General features: G+C 65.0%; 15 protein-coding genes. 10 read left to right on the forward strand and 5 right to left on the reverse strand.

Translation table 11 applies throughout. The annotated features are described in order from the left end of the window. Positions 1 to 104: 104 nt before the first annotated feature. Positions 105 to 368, forward strand: coding sequence for a DksA/TraR family C4-type zinc finger protein (locus tag ACWIKC_RS08525; RefSeq protein ID WP_454597082.1), 264 nt, complete (start codon positions 105 to 107; stop codon positions 366 to 368). Between the two features lie 6 nt (positions 369 to 374). Here the strand turns inward: ACWIKC_RS08525 and ligD are convergent, their stop codons facing one another. Both ligD and ku read right to left on the reverse strand, forming a co-directional pair. Continuing rightward, positions 375 to 2894: a DNA ligase D gene (ligD, locus tag ACWIKC_RS08530; RefSeq protein ID WP_454597083.1), complete on the reverse strand. Its 2520-nt coding sequence runs from the start codon at positions 2892 to 2894 to the stop codon at positions 375 to 377. 3 nt (positions 2895 to 2897) lie between these two features. Further along, the gene (gene ku / locus ACWIKC_RS08535; RefSeq protein WP_454597084.1) at positions 2898 to 3743 is read right to left on the reverse strand and encodes a non-homologous end joining protein Ku; all 846 of its coding nucleotides are present in this window, start codon (positions 3741 to 3743) and stop codon (positions 2898 to 2900) included. A 157-nt stretch (positions 3744 to 3900) separates the two neighbouring features. Here ku and ACWIKC_RS08540 point away from each other — a divergent pair, with 157 nt between their 5' ends. Together ACWIKC_RS08540 and ACWIKC_RS08545 are read left to right on the forward strand one after the other, a co-directional pair. Further along, positions 3901 to 5133: an argininosuccinate synthase gene (locus ACWIKC_RS08540; protein WP_454597085.1), complete on the forward strand. Its 1233-nt coding sequence runs from the start codon at positions 3901 to 3903 to the stop codon at positions 5131 to 5133. Between the two features lie 982 nt (positions 5134 to 6115). Then, positions 6116 to 6592: a septal ring lytic transglycosylase RlpA family protein gene (locus ACWIKC_RS08545; RefSeq protein ID WP_454597086.1), complete on the forward strand. Its 477-nt coding sequence runs from the start codon at positions 6116 to 6118 to the stop codon at positions 6590 to 6592. Here ACWIKC_RS08545 and ACWIKC_RS08550 read toward each other — a convergent pair. Then, positions 6549 to 8129, reverse strand: coding sequence for a hypothetical protein (locus ACWIKC_RS08550; RefSeq protein WP_454597087.1), 1581 nt, complete (start codon positions 8127 to 8129; stop codon positions 6549 to 6551). The two genes, ACWIKC_RS08545 and ACWIKC_RS08550, sit on opposite strands and share 44 nt — an antisense overlap. Before the next feature lie 266 nt (positions 8130 to 8395). On the opposite strand from ACWIKC_RS08550, the gene ACWIKC_RS08555 reads away from it, so the two are divergent. From ACWIKC_RS08555 to ACWIKC_RS08565, 3 genes are read left to right on the forward strand one after another with little or no spacing between them, the layout of a single operon-like run. Beyond that, a complete protein-coding gene (locus tag ACWIKC_RS08555; RefSeq protein WP_454597088.1) occupies positions 8396 to 8902 on the forward strand; it encodes a hypothetical protein in 507 nt (168 codons plus the stop codon). Beyond that, positions 8899 to 9378, forward strand: coding sequence for an ImmA/IrrE family metallo-endopeptidase (locus ACWIKC_RS08560; RefSeq protein ID WP_454597089.1), 480 nt, complete (start codon positions 8899 to 8901; stop codon positions 9376 to 9378). The genes ACWIKC_RS08555 and ACWIKC_RS08560 overlap by 4 nt, the downstream gene beginning before the upstream one ends. A 1-nt stretch (position 9379) precedes the next feature. Further along, positions 9380 to 10441, forward strand: a complete 1062-nt coding sequence (locus ACWIKC_RS08565) for a beta family protein (RefSeq protein WP_454597090.1) — start codon at positions 9380 to 9382, stop codon at positions 10439 to 10441. 96 nt (positions 10442 to 10537) lie between these two features. Here ACWIKC_RS08565 and uvrA read toward each other — a convergent pair whose 3' ends face one another. Together uvrA and ACWIKC_RS08575 are read right to left on the reverse strand one after the other, a co-directional pair. Next, positions 10538 to 13447 (reverse strand): excinuclease ABC subunit UvrA, encoded by a 2910-nt coding sequence (uvrA, locus tag ACWIKC_RS08570; RefSeq protein ID WP_454597091.1) that lies wholly within the window; start codon positions 13445 to 13447, stop codon positions 10538 to 10540. Between the two features lie 151 nt (positions 13448 to 13598). Beyond that, entirely contained in the window at positions 13599 to 14606 is a 1008-nt protein-coding gene (locus ACWIKC_RS08575; RefSeq protein ID WP_454597092.1) for a hypothetical protein, read from the reverse strand. Between the two features lie 231 nt (positions 14607 to 14837). On the opposite strand from ACWIKC_RS08575, the gene ACWIKC_RS08580 reads away from it, so the two are divergent. From ACWIKC_RS08580 to ACWIKC_RS08595, 4 genes are all read left to right on the forward strand, one after another. Then, positions 14838 to 15770 (forward strand): lysozyme, encoded by a 933-nt coding sequence (locus ACWIKC_RS08580; RefSeq protein WP_454597093.1) that lies wholly within the window; start codon positions 14838 to 14840, stop codon positions 15768 to 15770. Positions 15771 to 15782: 12 nt separating this feature from the next. Continuing rightward, positions 15783 to 16319, forward strand: a complete 537-nt coding sequence (gene thpR, locus ACWIKC_RS08585; protein WP_454597094.1) for an RNA 2',3'-cyclic phosphodiesterase — start codon at positions 15783 to 15785, stop codon at positions 16317 to 16319. 1 nt (position 16320) lies between these two features. Continuing rightward, positions 16321 to 16950 carry a hypothetical protein gene (locus ACWIKC_RS08590; protein WP_454597095.1) on the forward strand — a complete coding sequence of 210 codons (630 nt, stop codon included), beginning with the start codon at positions 16321 to 16323 and terminating at the stop codon, positions 16948 to 16950. 136 nt (positions 16951 to 17086) lie between these two features. Further along, complete coding sequence (locus tag ACWIKC_RS08595; RefSeq protein WP_454597096.1) at positions 17087 to 19336, forward strand: M3 family metallopeptidase; 2250 nt, start codon at positions 17087 to 17089, stop codon at positions 19334 to 19336. The last annotated feature ends 47 nt before the right edge of the window (positions 19337 to 19383 follow it).

Consider the following 19383-nt stretch of genomic DNA (forward strand, 5'->3'; position numbering starts at 1 on the left):
AAGTCGTCGGCGTTCGCGCGAGCGCAGCCGCCGCGAAACCCTTGATTTTCCAAGGGCGCGCCACCACATTCTATAGTCCCAGATAGCTTGCAGGACTCTTCGACATGGCCGGTGGTTGGGCGCGCGATGGCGCAGTTCAGGATCAGATCGACGACACCATATCCGACGCGGTGAAAGCCGCGCGTTCGCGGATGCCGGTCGGCGAGAGCGAGCAATATTGCGTCGATTGCGGCGAGGAAATCCCCGAGCGGCGGCGCGAAGCCCTGCCGGGCGTGAAGCGTTGCGTCGCCTGCCAGTCGGCGCTCGACAGCAGCGCGCGCGCCTCGGGCATCAACCGCCGCGGGAGCAAGGACAGCCAGCTGCGCTGACGCGCGCTAGAGGTCGGGCAAGTGCTGGCTGGCAAAGCCCCAGCCGCTGAGCGATTTGCTCGCGGCACGATCGATCAGCTTCTTGGAATCGCCGATTGTGAAGAGCTTGGCATCCGCGATGGTCCTGAGCTCGTTCCAGGCGATCGGCGCCGCCACCGGCGCCCCGCTCCGCGCCCGCGCCGAATAGGGCAGCACCGCAGTGCTGCCGCGCTGGTTGCGCAGCCAGTCGATGAAGATGCGCCCCTTTCGCTTGGCCTTGCTCATGCTGGCGGTGAAGCGCTCGGGCTCGGCAAGGCTCAGCGCCTCGGCGAAGCGGCGCGCAAAATCCTTGTGCGCGACCCAATCGTGCCCCGGGGTCAGCGGGACGACCACATGGATACCCTTCCCGCCAGAGAGCATCGCAAAGCTCACCAGCCCGAGATCTGCGAGCCGGTCGCGGATATCGGTCGCCGCACTTTTGACATCGCCGAAATCCAATCCTTCGTCGGGGTCGAGATCGAACACCATCCGCTCGGGCAGCTCGACCGCCCCGCTGCGCGAACCCCGGCCGTGGAACTCGATCGTCCCCATCTGGACGCATTGCAGCAGCCCGCGGACATCCTCGACAAACAGGTAATCCTCGCTGCCGCCGCCCTTATCGGTGATCGCCACCGGGTGCACCGCATCGCCCAGCCCGCCGCTGTCGTGCTTCTGGAAGAAGCATTTCTTTGCCCGCCCCTGCGGACAGCGCACCAGGCTGATCGGGCGCTCTCCTGCCCAGGGCAGCATGATCGGCGCGATAGCCTCGTAATACTCGGCCAGCTCGCCCTTGGTCTGCCCGCTGTCGGGGAAGATCACCCGCTCGCGGCTGCTGATCGCGACCGGGGCTGCGACCTCGGGCACTTCCTCGGCGACTTCGGGGGTCACCGCCTCTGCGGGCTTGTCGCTTCGCATCCCGAGGAAGCTGCCATGGCGAATGTTGCCGCCCACGGTGAACTCGGCAAAACCTATCTCGACCACCAAATTGGGCGTGACCCAGGACACGCCCCTGCTCGAAGCCTTGTCGACCTCCGCCGGCGGGGTCTTGCGCTCGAGCCGCTTCAGCTTGGCCGCCAGCTCCTCCATATGGTCCTGCGAAAAGCCAGTCCCGACATTGCCCTTGTAGACCAGCGCGCCGCCCTCGTTCTGCGCCAGCAGCAGCGAGGAGAAGGGGCGCGCTTTGGCGGAGGAGGCCTTCCAGCCGATGACCACGAATTCCTGCCGCCGCGTGCATTTGACCTTCACCCATGCCTTCGAGCGGCGTGAGGCGTAGCGCCCGTCGATGGTCTTCGAGATGATCCCTTCTTGGCTCGCCCCGCACATCGCGCGGTAGAGCTTCTCGCCCGCGCCGATGACATGGTCGGCAACATGCAGCGGCGGCGGCGCCTCGCCGAGCAGCGCCTCGAGTCGTTCCTTGCGTTCGATGTTGGGCAGGTCGGTCAGGTCTTCTCCTTCGAGCTCGACCAGGTCAAAGGCGTGATAGATCAGCGCGTCGTCCTCGCCCTGCTCCCCTTTGCCGCGCTTGAGCAGCGCCTGCAGCGCCGAGAAATCGGGATTGCCCGCGCCGTCGTTGGCGACGATCTCGCCATCGATCAGGCAGCTCGGCAGGTCCAGCGCGGCGATTGCCGCGACCAGGGGGCCGAACTTGTCGGTCCAGTCCTTGCCATTGCGGGTGAACACCCGAACCTCGTCGCCGCGCGCCGCGACCAGCGCGCGATAGCCATCGAACTTGATCTCGTGCATCCAGCGATTGCCCGTGGGCACCGCGTCGACAAGCGTGGCGAGCTGCGGCTTGCGGAATACGGGCAAGGCAGCAGGCTTGCGGCTTTTCGGATTGGACTTGGCCTTGGCGGAGTTGCGCGAGGAGGCTTTCTCCATCTGCGCGAGGAAGGCGTCGTCCTTTTTCCCTGCGAGCTTGTATTCGCCCTGCTTGTCCGCAGCAATCTCGGCCATCGCGCGCCCAGTCAGCACGCTGGTGAGTTCGCGCTGGACCAGCCCGTCGCCTTCCTGCGCGTGCTCGTCCTGCAATTTGCGCAGCAGCCAGTTCTCACGCTTTTCGCCGGGCTTTTTCTTAAGCCGGACCAGCAGCCACTCGCCGCGCATCCGCTCGCCCTCGAGGCAGAAGTGGAGATGGCCCTTGTCGATATCTGAGGCGCTCTTGCCTGCGATCGGTGCCCAGGTCCCGCGATCCCACAGCATCACCGTCCCACCGCCATATTCGCCCTTGGGGATCGTGCCCTCGAACTCGGCGTAGGACATCGGGTGGTCCTCGGTCCGTACTGCCAGCCGCTTGATGTCGGGGTCGGGCGACGGCCCCTTGGTCACCGCCCAGCTCTTGAGCACCCCGCCGATTTCCAGCCGCAAGTCCCAGTGCAGCCGGGTCGCATCGTGCTTCTGGACGATGAAGGTATTGCCACCAGCGCTGCGCTTGACCTTGCCCGCAGGTTCGGGCGTCTTCCCGAAATCGCGCTTGGCATTGTAGGTGGCGAGGGGATCGGGGCGCGCCATCGATCAGGCGGATTTCTTCTTCTTTGCAGCGGGCTTCTCCGGTTTGGCCGAACCCTTTTCGGCGGCGACCGATTTCTTGAGCGCCGCCATCAGGTCGATGACATTGCCGCCCGCAGCATCGCCCGGTTCGTCGACCTCCTCGAGAATGCGCTTGCCGTCCTTGGCCTTGGCCTTTGTATCGATCAGCTTGCGCAAGGCCTGCGCATAGCGATCCTCGAACTCGCCCGCGTCGAAGGGCGCGGTCTTCTTGTCGATCAGGCTGGTGGCGAGATCGAGCAAATCCTCGTCGGGCTTGTCGTCGCCGATTTCGCTGAAGAACGCCTGACCCTTGCGGACCTCGTCGGCATAGCGCAGCGTCTCGAGCAGCAGGCCCTTGCCGCAGGGCTTGACCGCCACCAGCTTCTCCGCGCCGCGCACCGACAATTGCCCGAGCCCGACCTTCCCCGCCGCACGCAGTGCGTCGCGCAGCACGATGAAAGCTTCCTCGGCGAGCTCGTCCTTGGGGACGACGTAGTAGGGTTTCTCGTAGTAAAGCGCGTCGATCTCGTGCGCCTGCACGAACTGCACCAGCTCGAGCGTGCGCTTGCTCTCGACCTTGACCGCCTCGATCTCGTCATCCTCGAGCAGGACGTAATTGCCCTTCGACAATTCGTAGCCCTTGACGATCTCGTCGCGATCCACCGGTCCGACCCCCGCAACGACCTTGTCGTAACTGATCCGCTTGCCCGAAGGCTCGTGGATCTGGCGAAAACTGATCTTGGCCCCGGACTGGGTTGCGGAATAGAGTTCGACCGGGATCGAGACGAGCGCGAGCCTGATCTGGCCCTGCCAATAGGCGCGTGCAGCCATGGATAGTTCCTTTCGAAATATAGCAGCGCTTGAACCTTGCAAATGTTTCACATCCCCCCTGCCCGCCGCGTGGATTGCCGGTCGCGCCGCGCGCTGATAACGGAGCACGCGCACCCCGGGCCTGCATTGCGGGCCGGTATTTCAGGAATTGCCTCTCATGCCCAGCACCCCCGCCGCCCGCAAAGTCGTCCTCGCCTATTCGGGCGGGCTCGACACCTCGGTGATCGCCAAATGGCTCGAGGTCGAGCGAGGTTGCGAGGTGGTCACCTTCACCGCCGATCTCGGCCAGGGCGAGGAGATCGAACCGGCGCGCGACAAGGCGCGCGCCATGGGTATCCCCGATGCCAACATCTTCATCGAGGATCTGCGCGAGGAATTCGTGGCCGACTTCGTTTTCCCGATGATGCGCGCCAACGCCCGCTACGAGGGCGACTATCTGCTCGGCACGAGCATCGCACGCCCGCTGATCTCCAAGCGGCTGGTCGAGATCGCGCACGAGACCGGCGCCGATGCCATCGCCCACGGCGCTACCGGCAAGGGCAACGACCAGGTCCGCTTCGAGCTCTCGGCCTATGCGCTCGATCCCGACATCAAGGTCATCGCCCCGTGGCGCGAATGGGAGCTGACCAGCCGCACCGCGCTGATCGCCTGGGCCGAGGCGCACCAGATTGCCATCCCGCGCGACAAGCGCGGCGAAAGCCCCTTCTCCACCGACGCCAACCTGCTGCACACTTCCTCGGAGGGCAAGGTGCTCGAGGACCCGTGGGAGGAGACCCCCGACTACGTCTATTCGCGCACCGAACATCCCGAGCAGGCCCCCGACACTCCCGAATACATCACCGTCGACTTCGAGCGCGGCGACGGGGTCGGTCTGAACGGCGAGGCTCTCAGCCCCGCCACGCTGCTGACCGCGCTCAACGAGCTCGGCCGGCGTCACGGCATCGGACGACTCGATCTGGTCGAGAACCGCTTCGTCGGCATGAAGAGCCGCGGGATGTACGAGACTCCGGGCGGCGAGATCTACGCCCGCGCGCACCGCGGGATCGAGCAACTCACGCTCGACCGCGGCGCAGCGCATCTCAAGGACGAGCTGATGCCGCGCTATGCCGAGCTGATCTACAACGGCCTGTGGTTCAGCCCCGAGCGAGAGATGCTTCAGGCTGCGGTCGACCTCAGCCAGGAGAAGGTCAGCGGCACAGTGCGGCTCAAGCTCTACAAGGGAACCGCCAGCGTGGTCGGGCGCAAATCCGCCAATTCGCTCTATTCCGAGGCGCATGTCACCTTCGAGGACGATGCCGGCGCCTACGACCAGAAGGACGCCGAGGGCTTCATCAAGCTCAACGCGCTGCGACTCAGGCTGCTGGCGCAACGCGACCGCACCGCAGGGTAACCGCCGATCCCGGTAATATTGTTTCAATCTGGCTGCAGCGACCGCTGCGCTTGCGACGAACCGTTGAGTTATCCACTCGCGTCCACAGCGAAAACGGGGTGCGGTGGATAAGCCGGGCTGGTGGCGCTTGAAGAAACGGCACTCGGAGCGCAGATTTAATCCATCGGAACGGGGCGGAAACGCCGGGAGATGGAAGGCCGAAAGGCCTGAAATTACTCGACAAATCCAAGCCGGAAAGACGTGGTGAAACCTGTCCACGCCTGTCCCGAGATGGTCGAATGCAAGGACTCCTGTCTGCAGCTTTCGGCAATCGATGACGGACAAGCGCATGTTGTTTCATCACGGGCCGGGCCGACCGGTCGGATGCCCGCGGAGGCATCGTGGAGGATCCCTGATCCGAAGCGAAGCCGAAGTTCAAGGCGCCGGCCATAAGGAAAGTCCGGTTACGGAAATGCCTGTCGAGGGTTTTCGCGCAGGGTTTGCGAAGGGGTTCGCCCCGGAACTGCCAGGCGAGATGACAGGAGGGTGTTTTCGGATGCCGGTGCGAGCGCCGGCGACGGACCTGACCGCGCGCTTCGGTGCGCGACCGGGAAACCGCCGGATGCCAAGCGCCCGTTTCGGCGGGACCACGCATCGGTGAGAGTGGGGTCGGCAGCAATGCCGGCCCCATTTTCTTGTGCGCTTCCGATTGCACTGCAGATTGCGCATACCGGAGGCACCTCTTCACCTTCCATTCCGCTCTCGCCACCACCTCTTTCCTCACCGACTGCCGGACCATGCCGCGCAGCGAATCGGTCGCATTTCCTTGCTCCCCCGGCAGGGCTGCAGGAAAATGGAAAATGCCGCGCGCTGCCCCGATCCGCCCCGCGCCCGCCGCATTCCGCGATGAACTGTGGCAGCAATGGGGCGGTTGCCCTTCCTGTTTACCCCTTGCCGCGCACAACCGGCTATTGCGTTCCCACAACAATTGGAGGGAACACATTTGTCCCGTCGCAGTTTCAAGCTTCTCGCGCTGGCCGCCGCCATCGCCGTACCCGCCAGTGCCGCCACTCCGGTCGATCACACCGTCGAGGGGCCGGCAGCACCGATCCGGTTCGAGTCGAACCCGGTGGTTCAGCCCGTGCCGCCCGCTCCCGAGCCTGCGCCCGTCAGCGAAGCCGATGCGCAGTCGCTCGGCACCGGGGTCGCCTCCTATTACGGCGCCAAGTTCCACGGCCGCCGCACCGCCAGCGGCGAGCGGTTCGACATGCACGCGCTGACCGCCGCGCACCGCAGCCTGCCGTTCGGCAGCGAGGTGCGGGTGACCGATCCCCGCTCGGGCCGCTCGGTCACGGTGCGGATCAACGACCGCGGCCCGTTCAGCCGCAGCCGCACGATCGACCTCTCGCGCGCCGCCGCGCAGGAGATCGGGCTGGTCAACCGCGGGCACGGCACGGTCGAGCTCGAACTGCTGAGCTGACGCTCGCGGGGGTCGCCCGCAACGATCCCGCACCCCCTCCCCAATTCAAGCCCGGTTCCCGAGTTCCCTGGCTGGGCTGACCGGCAAGGCCGGCAAGGCTGGCGACCATCGTCGCCGCCAGCGGGCCACCGAGCGTGCTCGCCTTTCGCGCGGCGGACCGGGTACGCGGGTGGCCGCCGCGCCGCTCGCAGGCGCCGACGGTCCCGGCCCGATCCGCGCCGGAGCTGCTCTCCGCAGCGGACAGTTCCGGCCCATCTGACACATCTGACACACAGGGCACTCCCCGCGCATCGCGGGCCGCTTCTGTCGTCGTAACGCCCTCGTCCCCATCTTCGCCCCCGTCTTCGGCCCCATCTCGCTCCCCATCTCCGGCCCCGGCCAGCACGCGGTCGAGCAGCGCGCGGCCATCGGCCTGCCACTGCTCCCAGCGCGCCACCGCCTTCGTGGTCGCGCGCTCCACGGCGCGGTCGTCGGCGCGGCCGCGCGCGGCTGCGTCGCGATAGTCCTTCTTCCCCGCTGCCACCGCCGCTTCCTGCGCGTCCAGCGCCTGTTCGCAGGCGAGCCCGAACACCCCCATGCGGGTCGGCGGCAGATCGGCGCAAGGCGGCGCGGGCGCGGGTTCGCCCGCTTCCCTGCCGCCAGCCTCGTAATCCTCCCACGCCATCCGCGCGCCGATCGCGGCGGCGCGGGCATGGTCCTCGGGCGCAGGCTGCCCGGCGAGCGCGGCGAGCATGTCGTCGAACCGCTCCGCTCTTGCCTCGGCCTGCGCCCTTGCCTGCGCCTCGCGCTCGCCCTGCCCGCCCGCCGCGATCCGCCGGTCGAGCCGCGCCAGGTGGCCCAGCAGGTAACGCGGATCGTGGCGCCGCCAGGTGGCGACATGCTCGCCGCGGACGAACACCGGGGTGGCCACCCCGTCGAGCGCGCGGGTCGCCAGCTCGGCCTCGCAGGCGCTGCGGGCATGGACCAGCGCCGCGTCCCACAGATTGGCGAAGGCCGGCTCGCGGCGGCGGGTGCGATAGATCGTCTCGCGGCTGACCCCGACCCGCGCCGCCGCCGCGCGGACATTGCCGTGGGTGGCGAGCGCATCGAGAAAGCGCACCTGTTGCGGGGGACCGAATTTGGCGGCGGCGGAATTGTGGTCGGCGGGGTCGGCCCAGCCATCCGCATCCAGCACGATCTCCACCGGCGGATCGCCGGGCAGCCAGCCCGCGGGCCACAGCGGCTGCGCGGACCGGACCCCGCGCCCCTGCGCGCCCCGCTGCGCCTGCAGCTGGGCGTAATGGTACGCGGCGCTGGAGGGGTAATGCGTGTACGCCGGGTTGGTGGCGGGATCGGCGGAGATCAGGTCGGTGTCCGCGCGGGCATCGACGCCATCATCCGCCTCCCACCCCCGCCCCGCCTTGTGCCTGAGCCCGCGCGAGAGCCAGTCCTGCGTGGGGACGCCGTGATCGGGACCGAAAGGAGGGCCGGAATCGGGAATATCGCAGGGCATGGAGAATTTGTCGAAGCGATCGCCGGTATCGGGAGTGTCGGTCATGCCACGCCTCCCGTGTGAGAGTGCGCGCAACTGCTCGTGGAGAGCGCAAGTCCGAGCCCGCAGGGCTCGCGAAGCGAAGCTGTTCCGGCAAGGCCGGGACAACGGCGACCGCCCGCCGGCCGGTCAGGCCGAAAGCCTAGCGCGCGGATGCGCGCGCCGGCGCCTGAGGCGAAAACAAAAGAATGATGCATGATCCGTCTCCGTGGGGATGAACGAATCGAACCATCTATGGCATGTGGGGGTCTGTAGGAAAGTAGGAAGATCAGATGCGCTATGCAGGTAGCGGAAATTCTGACAGGGTTGATCCGTGCTCCTATTTTCCGTATGTTCCTGATATGTTCGATGGGGAATCTGTGCCTAAACTTCTGATTTTCTTGTCTTCTGTCATTTTGCTCCTCCTCGGAGCAGCCTTGATGTACGTAATTGATTCGGCCTCTGGCTTGCAGTTCGCAAAATCTGAGGAGGTCTCGTCTTCCAATTTTATAACTATTGTTTTGACAGCGCTTGCAGTCATTTTAGCGGCTATGACACTAATGATTGGCGCCCTTGCCATAATAGGATGGAACAGTATTCAGTCGAGGGTTGAAATAAAGGTTGATAAGGCCTCAGAAGAATACATTAAGCGCCGGTTTAGCAACGATAACGATGATTATCTTCAATTCGTTGAAGATATTAAGGAGGATGTTCGCATTCGCTTACTTACCTTTACCCGAGAATTGCAACGCGAGCTCGAAGAGGACGAGGAGCAGGAACAAAGCGATCCCGACGCATGATTATTCCCTCAAAATTTTCTGCGATCATCGAAAAATATAAGCAGGACGTCCCGGTAAACCTTGGAGGGCTAGCGGCTGAGTTGGGCCTTGAAGTATATCAATCAACTTTAGAGCCAAAAATATCGGGACTTATAGAGCCGTCTCCCACGGCTTCTTCTGGATTCCGGATTAAGCTCAACCGCCATGATCCTTTGGTGCGTCAAAGATTTACCTTGGCTCACGAAATAGCTCATTTCCTACTTCATCGGTTTGATATTGGCCGAGGAGTTGTCGATGACACTTTGTATCGGTCAAACCTAAGTGACCGAAAAGAAGTGCAGGCAAACAAGCTTGCGGCGCAGCTCATAATGCCGATGCCGCTAATCAATGCCGAAGCAGCGAAACTGAGAGGTTTATCCGGTGATCGGTTGGTTGAGCAGCTTGCGAAAAAATTCAAAGTTTCGCAGGAAGCTATGAGAATAAAAACAGGCTTCTGACATGTTCCAAGGTTTGGACTACGTTCCACTGCTCCATGCTCGTTTGGCTGAAATCCGCGCTTTGGAAGGCTTGGAAGAAGTCACGAAAAGACGGATCTTCCCGGTCATACGAGTTCGACCTTGGTTCAACGCTCGTTCGATAGACCGTGCGTATGAAGTGGTTGAGGCTGCGGTTGGAGATGCCGTCTACGGGTTTGATCTCGATCGCACGCGGAACGATCCTAATAGCGATCGCGCGGCTGTCAGAGAATTCTCACTGCTCTTTGATCATAACCACGGCTACGAGCGCTATTACAATGTGGTTTCTGAAGGCCAGTACCGCGTACCCGTATTCCGGGATATATATCTGGCTGATCCACAGATTGCCATTCAAGTAGATCACGCGTCTCAAATTGACCGAGGGCTAATAGTTCGAGTACCGGTAGAACAGCCCGGTTCGTATCTTTCAGTTTGCCGACAATGTCTTGAGAGCGGTTTAAACAATACAGCGTTCGTTTTCGATTGCGGGTGGAGACAAGACGCGTTGCAATTGGCTGGCGTGGCGGTCGGTTTGATCAATTCCCTTCTCGATATAACAGAAGAGTTTGAAGTTTCGGTTGCGGCGAGCACTTTCCCGGATTCATTCGCAAATCAAGGGGCACGCTTCTCGAGGCAGATTTCTGAAATTCAATTGTTTGACGAGGTCAGGGGACAGCTTAATCGTGGCAATCTCACGTACGGTGATTGGGGAAGCACCCGGGCGCCCTCAGAAGGTGGGTTTGCACGAACTCGACCGCGAATTGATATGGCGGATGATCACAACTGGATGTTTTGGCGAAGTGATGGTGAGGAAACTTACGCTGACGTTTGTACGCGAGTTGTGAACGATCCGTTGTGGGACGGAAATTTGGATGCTTGGGGAAAGTTCTTAATCCAGTCCACCGCTGATCAAGAGGGAACGCTAATTCGGTCTCCGGTAATGGCTGCCGCTGCGCGGGTAAATCTACATCTCATAGCGCAAGCCCATCGAAACGATCCGGAAGGATATCGAACACCTGATACGCCCGTCGGTTCAGATTTTTAGCTCGTCGACCAATCGGTGGAGCAGGCCACTCGGCGTCCGCCTGCACTCGTAAGCTCACCAGCCATCCACTGCCGTCGTCCGCCCCTCCCAAAAAACCTACCGCGCCAGCATCGGCGCCAGATAGTGCCCCGTGAAGCTGCGCTTTTCCTTCGCGACCTGTTCGGGTGTCCCCTGCGCGACGATCTCGCCGCCGCGCACGCCGCCGTCGGGGCCGAGGTCGAGGATCCAGTCGGCGGTCTTGATGACATCGAGATTGTGCTCGATCACCACCACCGAATTGCCCTGGTCGACCAGCCGGTGGAGCACTTCAAGCAGCTTGCGGACATCCTCGAAATGCAGCCCGGTGGTCGGCTCGTCGAGGATATACAGCGTCTGCCCGGTGGAGCGGCGCGCGAGTTCCTTGGCGAGCTTGACGCGCTGCGCCTCGCCGCCCGAGAGCGTGGTGGCCTGCTGGCCGACCTTGACGTAGCCCAGCCCGACTTCGCCCAGCATGTGCATCTTCTCGCGGATCGGCGGGACCGCCTTGAAGAATTCCTCGGCATCCTCGATCGTCATGTCGAGCACGTCGGCGATGGAGAGGCCCTTGAACTTCACCTCGAGCGTCTCGCGGTTGTAGCGCTTGCCGCCGCATTCCTCGCAGGTGACGTAGACGTCGGGGAGGAAGTGCATCTCGATCTTGATCAGCCCGTCGCCGTGGCACGCCTCGCAGCGGCCGCCCTTGACGTTGAAGCTGAAGCGCCCGGGCTTGTAGCCGCGCGCCTTGCTCTCGGGGAGGCCGGCGAACCAGTCGCGGATCTGGGTGAAGGCGCCGGTGTAGGTGGCGGGGTTGGAGCGCGGGGTGCGGCCGATCGGCGACTGGTCGATCTCGATCACCTTGTCGCAATGTTCGAGCCCGGTGACCTTGTCGTGCGCGCCCGCGATGATCCGCGCGCCGTTGAGCTGGCGGGCGGCGGCGGCGTAGAGCGTGTCGATCGTGAAGGAGGACTTGCCCGAGCCCGAGACCCCGGTGACGCAGGCGAAGGTGCCCAGCGGGAGCGAGGCGGTGACGTTCTGGAGGTTGTTGGCGCGCGCGCCGTGGACGGTGAGCTTCTTGCCATTGCCCTTGCGGCGCTTGGTGGGGACCGCGATCTTGCGGCGCCCGGTGAGATAGTCGGCGGTGAGCGAGTTCTTGGCCTTGAGGACCTGCTTGAGCGTTCCCTGCGCGACGATCTCGCCGCCGCGCACGCCCGCGCCGGGGCCGAGATCGACGACGTGATCGGCCTGGCGGATCGCGTCCTCGTCGTGCTCGACCACGATGACGGTGTTGCCCAGGTCGCGCAGCCGCTTGAGCGTTTCGAGCAGCCGGTCGTTGTCGCGCTGGTGGAGCCCGATGCTGGGCTCGTCGAGGACGTAGAGCACACCGCTGAGGCCGGAGCCGATCTGGCTGGCGAGACGGATACGCTGGCTCTCGCCGCCGCTCAGGGTACCTGAAGTTCGGTCGAGGTTTAGATAATCCAGACCGACATTGTCGAGGAAGCCCAGCCGCTCGTTGATCTCCTTGAGGATCGCGCGGGCGATCTGGCTGTGCGTGGGGGTGAGATGCGCGTCGAGCCCGAGGAACCAGGCCTTGGCATCGGCGACGCTCATCCTGGTGGGCGTGGCGATATCGGTGGGGCCGTCAGCGCCCGCGATCTTCACCGCCAGCGCCTTGTCGTTGAGCCGCTTGCCGCCGCAGGCCTCGCAGGGCTGCGCGGTCTGGAACTTGGCGAGCTCCTCGCGCATCCACGCGCTCTCGGTCTGGAGCAGCCGGCGGTTGAGATTGCCGATCACGCCCTCGAAGGCCTTGTTGACGGTGTATTGCTTGCGCCCGTCCTTGAAGGTCAGCGGCACCCGCGCGCCCTTCGTGCCGTGGAGGATCACCGCGCGGTTCTCCTCCGACAGTTCGTGCCACGGGGTGGTCAGGTCGAAACCGTATTCCTTGGCGAGGCTGGCGAGCACCTGCAGATAATAGGGCGATGGCGGGTTGGATTTCGCCCACGGCATCACCGCGCCCTGCTTGAGCGTCAGCGCTTCGTTGGGGACCACCAGCTGCGGGTCGAACAATTGCTTCTCGCCCAGCCCGTCGCAGGTCGAGCAGGCGCCCTGCGGCGCGTTGAAGGAGAACAATCGCGGTTCGATCTCCTCGATGGTGAACCCGCTGACCGGGCAGGCGAATTTCTCGGAGAAGACGATGCGGTTGGCGGGGAGGCCGGCGCCCTTCATCGCGCCGCCGCTCTCGGCTTCGCCCTCGCGACCGGGGACCACGCCATCCGCCAGATCGACATAGGCGAGCCCGTCGGCCAGCTTGAGCGCCTGCTCGAACGAATCCGCCAACCGCGTCTCGAGCCCTTCCTTCACCGCCAGCCGGTCGACCACCACTTCGATGTCGTGCTTGAGCTTCTTGTCGAGCGCGGGCGCGTCGCCGATCTCGTAGATCTCGCCGTCGATGCGGACGCGCGTGAAGCCCGCCTTCTGCCATTCGGCGAGTTCCTTGCGGTACTCGCCCTTGCGGCCGCGCACCGCGGGGGCGAGCAGATAGAGCCGCGTCCCCTCGGGCAGTTCCATCACCCGGTCGACCATGTTGGAGACGGTCTGCGCCTCGATCGGCAGCCCGGTGGCGGGCGAATAGGGGGTGCCGACACGCGCCCACAACAGCCGCATGTAATCGTAGATCTCGGTGACGGTCGCCACGGTCGAGCGCGGGTTACGCGAGGTGGTCTTCTGCTCGATCGAGATCGCGGGCGAAAGCCCGTCGATATGCTCGACATCGGGCTTCTGCATCATCTCGAGGAACTGCCGCGCATAGGCCGACAGGCTCTCGACATAGCGCCGCTGCCCCTCGGCATAGATGGTGTCGAAGGCGAGGCTCGACTTGCCCGAGCCCGAAAGCCCGGTGATGACGATCAGCGCATCACGCGGCAGATCGATATCGATACCCTTGAGATTGTGCTCGCGCGCACCGCGCACGGAAATCTTGGTAAGTGCCATGGGGTGCGCGTGTTCCTGTTGTGTTCGGATTTGTCAAGCAGTGGTGCCAGCGTGGGCGCCGCCCGGCTCCCCGGTCAGATGGGGATGCGCGGCACCGCGTGCAACATCCAGTCTGTGGCTCCTACGGAAGCGCGGGAGGAGTGTTCCGCGCTTACAGCAGCGCCGCCCGCCCGGTGACCGGAACCGCGAGTCCCGCCTGGCGTGCGATGAGCTCGACCCACTGGCCGACCTGCGCGATCTCTTCCTCGACCAGCGGGCTTTGCGCGCGCTCGGAATCCATCGCCTCGGTGGCGGAGAAATCGCCGCCGCGCTTGGCGTGGGTCGAGAACACCGGTCCCTCGACGACGCCTGCGGCCTGCGCGGCATCGAGCGGCAGGTCGAACAGGCTCGCGATCGCGACGATGGTATCGGCCCGCCGCGCGTTGAAGACATCGCCATCGAGCGTGCGCAGCCGGTCGGGATAGCGGTCGAGCAGCATCGCGAAATAGCGCTGGTTGAGGAACCAGGCGAGCCCGGCGGCCTGAAGGTCGGTCATCGCGAACTGCTCGCGCGCGTCCATCCCCAGATCCATCCCGGCATAGGACATCATTTCGAGATAGAGCTGGCGCCCCCAGCGGCGGCCCATCATCCCCTTGCGCACCACCGCGGCGAGAAAGGCGGGGAGCGGATTGGTCATCAGCACCGCTTTGGCATCGGGGCGCGTGTCGAGCAGCGCGGGGATCAGTCGATTGGCATGGTTGGTCGGCTTGACCACCACCGCCGCCTCCCCGCCGGCATGGCGGCGCGCGAGCAGGTCGAGCATCGGCTTGACCAGCGGGTGCCCCGCCTCGCCCATATTGGTGAGGCTCACGAGGATCCCCGGCTCGCTCAGCCCGGTGACGACCCCGGGGATGTCGAGCGCACGCACCAGCAGCGTCGAACGGCAGAAGGCGGTGTGGAACAGGAAATGCAGCGGGCCGGTCTCGGGCTGCAACGCGGCCAGCGCGCCGAGCGGGAGCTGCGCCTCGTCCGCGGGGGTCGCAGGCGTGCGGTCGGCGAGGAATTGCGGCGCGGACAGCGCGCCGCGGGGGATATGCAGGAACTGCAGCGTCCCCGCGCCGGGATCGATGCGGTGCGGGAGCCATTCGGGGTCGCGGCTGAGCGTGGAAGCGTCGGTCATGACCCCTCCTTAGCGAGGCGGGCGGGCGAAGACCAAGCCTCGCGGTTTCGCGTCCGGCACCTTCGGCGCAGCTTGCAGTCCGCCCTGTGGAGCGGACGAGTTGAGGACCGATGGGGAGTTTGAGCCGTTCTATAGGTAATCAGGGGGGCTTTTTGCCTGTCCGGACCGCAGATTGCGGGGAACCGGACGCACCGCCCGCCACACGCAGAACCGCCGGAGCACAAGCCACCGATGTCCAGTCCAACCCACACAAGCGTCACCGACGCCGATACCAGTAGCCAACGACACGCGCCCGCGCAGACAGGTTCTGCGCGACCATCGACCGAGGCCCGCGACCGGGTGCGGCGGATGCTGCAGGATCTCGACACCCCGCTCGACGGAGCGCCCGATCGGGGCAATTCCAGCCGCAATACCGGCCGGAGCACCTCCGCAGCCAAACCCCGCGAAACCGGCGATCTGCGCCGGGCGCGCCGCGCTGCGCGCCGGGTATTCAAGGTCAATCCCTCGCGTTCGGCCCGCCAGCGGGCGACCGCCATGCTGACCGCGGGCGCGGTCGGGCTGGCCGCCTTCACCGGACCATCGGCCATGCGCTTCGGCTCCGAAGACAGCGAAAACAGCTTCGTGCTGGGGTCCGACGACCCGACCCAGAACCGTATCGATGCCAGCCGGATTTCGACCAGCGAGCAATTCAAGCGCGCGCTGGTGCAGGAAGAGGGCGTGCGCCAGGTGGTCTATCGCGATGTCGCGGGTTACCCAACCGTCGGCGTCGGCCATCTGATCGAGCCGCAGGACAATCTGCGCGTCGGCGACCGGGTCAGCAAGGACCGGATTCTCGGTTTTCTCGACGGCGATATCGCCGCGGCGGAAGGCCATGTCCGCGATCTGGTCGGCGACCTGCCGCTGTTCCAGCACGAATTCGATGCGCTGGTCGATCTGGTCTACAATGTCGGGCGCGGCAATGTCTCGGCATCGCAAAGCCCGCGGCTCAACGCCGCGATCGATGCCGGCGATTACGAGCGGATTGCCTCCGAACTCGACTACACCCACGCCGCGGGCCGGGTGGCGCGCGGGCTGGAATTTCGCAGCGAACGGCGCGCCTCGATCTTTCTCGACGCCGCCTACGAGGATCCGCGCGAAGCAGGCTCGTCGCGTTCCGATGTATGATAGGATGCCGCGATGGGGCCACGTTTCTTCATCGCCATCCGTCCGCCGGGCGAGATCCGCGATCAGCTGATCGACCGGATGGAAGCGCTGCATGGCGCGCGCTGGCAGGACGACGACCAGCTGCACCTCACGCTGCGCTTCGTCGGCGAGGCCGATCCGCGGCAGGTGGATGATCTGATGGCGGCGCTGCAATCGGTGTCGGCCCCGCCCTTCGCGCTGGCGCTGGACGGCGTGGGCCATTTCGAGCGCAAGGGCGTGCCGCACACGCTGTGGGCGGGCGTGACGCAATCCGAACCGCTGATGGTGCTGCGCAACCGGGTCGAGCGCGCCTGCCGCAGGGCGGGTTTTCCCGCCGAGACGCGCAAGTTCGCGCCGCATATCACCATTGCCCGGCTCAACCGCTCGACCGCACCGCTCGAGGACTGGCTGGCGCAGAGCGCCGATTGCCGCTCGGACCCATGGGCGGTCGATTCCTTCGTCTTGTATGAAAGCCGACTCGATCCGGGAGGGTCGATCTATGAACCCATAATGCGCTACAGATTTGCCTGATATGATCCGCCCGACACTCCTTCCCGCCCTGCTCACGCTTGTCTGCTGCGCCTGTTCGCCCGCGGGTGAGCCTGCGGCCGGGCCCGAGCGCCTGGAGGCGATGGCGGCCACCACCCAAGCGACACCGGACGATTGCCTGCTGATGGTGTGGTCGAACCAGAAGCAGCGCGACATCACCTTCGACCGGGCGCATGACCTGGTCGATGGCGGCGCGATTTCCTGCGCCACCGGGACCAGCCCGAGCCAGTTCCAGGCCGCGCTCGAGGCGCTGCGCGAGGCCGCGCGCTCGGGCGACAGCCGCCGTGTGCTCGCCGAGGTCGGCATCCCGCTGCTCTATATCGACCGCGCGGGCAACCGCGTGGAACTCGACGAGGCGCGCGCCGAGGCGCTGGCCGAGGAGGTGTTCGACGCCGAGCTGATGCGCACGCTCGAACGGCTCGACCTGAAGGACATGACCGTGGTCCCCGAACGCGGCGGGTTCTTCGAACTGGGATCGCTGTGGCTGGTGGTCGACCAGCAGGGCGGGCGCCCGCGGCTGGTCACGGTCAACCGCCAGGCGCTCGCCGAAGCCGCCGACGCGGCAAGGAGCGCGGCGCAGGGCCGCCAGGGCGAGGTGATCCCGGAGAGCTGACGTTCCGCGTCGGCTGGCCGGCGATCGGGGCCAGCCCCTTGCATTCGCCGGCAATCCCCTGTTCAAGCGCGCCAGTCCAAACGTTTTTTATCCGTGGGCGCGTTCGCGCCCCGAAATGCACAAACCGGAGACCGATATGAAGGCCCAAATTCTGGCCACGACCGCCGCTGCCGCCCTGCTGGCCGGCTGCACCACCACCACCCAAGGCGCAATGGATCGCCCGGCTGCCGGCGCGCAGGCCGATGCCGCGGTCGCCATTCCGCAGGGTACCGGCTACTTTGCCGCCGACAGCACGCTCCCCTTCCTGACCCCCGACTTCTCCAAGATCGGCGAGGAGGATTACCTCCCCGCTTTCGAGCAGGGCATGGCGATCCAGAAGGCCGAGGTCGAGGCGATCGTCGCCAATCCCGCCGCGCCGACCTTTGCCAACACCATCGTCGAGCTGGAAAAGTCCGGCCGGATGCTGGGTCGCGTCCAGAACGTGTTCTTCGCGCTGACCGGTTCCAACACCACCGACCGGCTCGACGCAATCAACACCGAGATCAGCCCCGTCCTCTCGGCGCATTACGACAGCATTACGCTCAACCCCGCGCTGTTCCAGCGCGTGAAGGCGGTCTACGACAACCGCGCGGCGATGGCGATGACGCCCGAGGACGCGACGCTGCTCGAGAACACCTATGACGGCATGGTCCACGCTGGCGCGCTGCTGACCGAATCCCAGCGCGAGCGGGTCAAGGCGATCAACACCCAGCTCTCGACGCTGACCACCGAGCTGAGCCAGAAGGCGCGTTCGGCGATGAGCGACCAGCCGCTGGTGGTCGACACCCGCGCCGAACTCGCCGGTCTGTCGGATGCCGATATCCAGGCCGCCGCCGATCTCGCGGTCGAGAAGGGCCACCCGGGCAAGTTCGCGATCGCGCTGCAGAACACCACCCAGCAGCCGGTGCTCCCGAGCCTGGAAAACCGCGCGGTGCGCGAGAAGCTGTTCACGCTCAGCTATCACCGCGCCGATGGCCAGCGCGGTTTCGACACGCGCACGCTGATCGCCGAGATCGCCGCGCTGCGCGCCGAGAAGGCCGCGCTGTTCGGCGAACCCGACTGGGCGACCTATGCGATGTGGGACCGGATGGCCGAGAATCCCAAGACCGCGCTCGACTTCATGGGCCAGATGGTCCCCGCGCTCGCCGCCACCCAGCGCCGCGAAGCCGCGCTGCTCAACGAGGTGATCGAAGCCGGGGGCGAGAATTTCGAGGTCAAGCCGTGGGACTGGTATCGCTACGCCAATCAGGTCAAGGCCGAGCGCTACGATCTCGATGAAGACGCGGTGATGGAATATTTCCAGCTCGAGAACGTGCTCGAGGACGGCGTGTTCTACATGGCCGAGAAGCTCTACGGGCTGACCTTCGAGCGCCGCACCGATGTCCCGGTCTATCACCCCGATGTCTGGACCTACACCGTGTTCGACCGCGACGGTTCGGAGCTGGGGCTGTTCTACTTCGACCCGTTCCAGCGCCCCTCCAAGCGCGGCGGCGCCTGGATGAGCAATTTCGTCGAGCAGAGCGATCTGTGGGGCACCAAGCCGGTGATCTACAACGTGCTCAACATCCCCAAGGCCGCGGCGGGCGAACCGCAGCTGGTCAGCTTCGACTGGGTCAACACCACCTTCCACGAATTCGGCCACGCGCTGCACGGCTTCTTCGCCGACCAGAAATACGTCAGCCTGTCGGGCACCGCCACGGCGCGCGATTTCGTCGAATATCCCAGCCAGGTCCACGAGATGTGGGCGACCGATCCCGCAGTGCTGTCGAACTACGCCAAGCATTACGAGACCGGCGAGACCATCCCGGCGGAAATGATCGCCAAGATCGAATCCGCGGCCAAGTTCAACCAGGGCTATGATTTCGGCGAGACGGTGGCCGCGGCGCTGCTCGACATGAAGTGGCACGCGCTCACGCCTGCGCAGGCGCGGGCGATCGATACCCCGGCCAAGGTCGATGCCTTCGAACGCCAGTCGCTGACCGAACTGGGGCTCGAGGTCGATCTGGTGCCGCCGCGCTATCGCAGCACCTATTTCAACCACATCTTCAGCTCGCCCGCCGGCTACAGCGCGGGCTATTACAGCTATCTGTGGACCGAGATGCTCGATCGCGACAGCCGCAAGTGGTTCCGCGAGAACGGCGGGCTGACGCGCAAAAACGGCGATCACTATCGCGCCACCGTGCTCAGCCGCGGCGGGACGATGGATTATTTCGAGATGTTCGAGAACTTCGCCGGGCGCCAGCCGAACATCACCCCGATGCTCGAAGCGCGCGGGCTGATCGCGGGCGACGAGGCTGCGGACAGCGAGGTTTCCGACGGCGCTCTGCCGCCGACCGCGGTGAACTGAGCCGAACGCGGCATGCAATGAAAGAGGGGTCGGACGCAGGTCCGGCC

The sequence above is a fragment of the Qipengyuania sp. SM2507 genome, assembly GCF_053714505.1.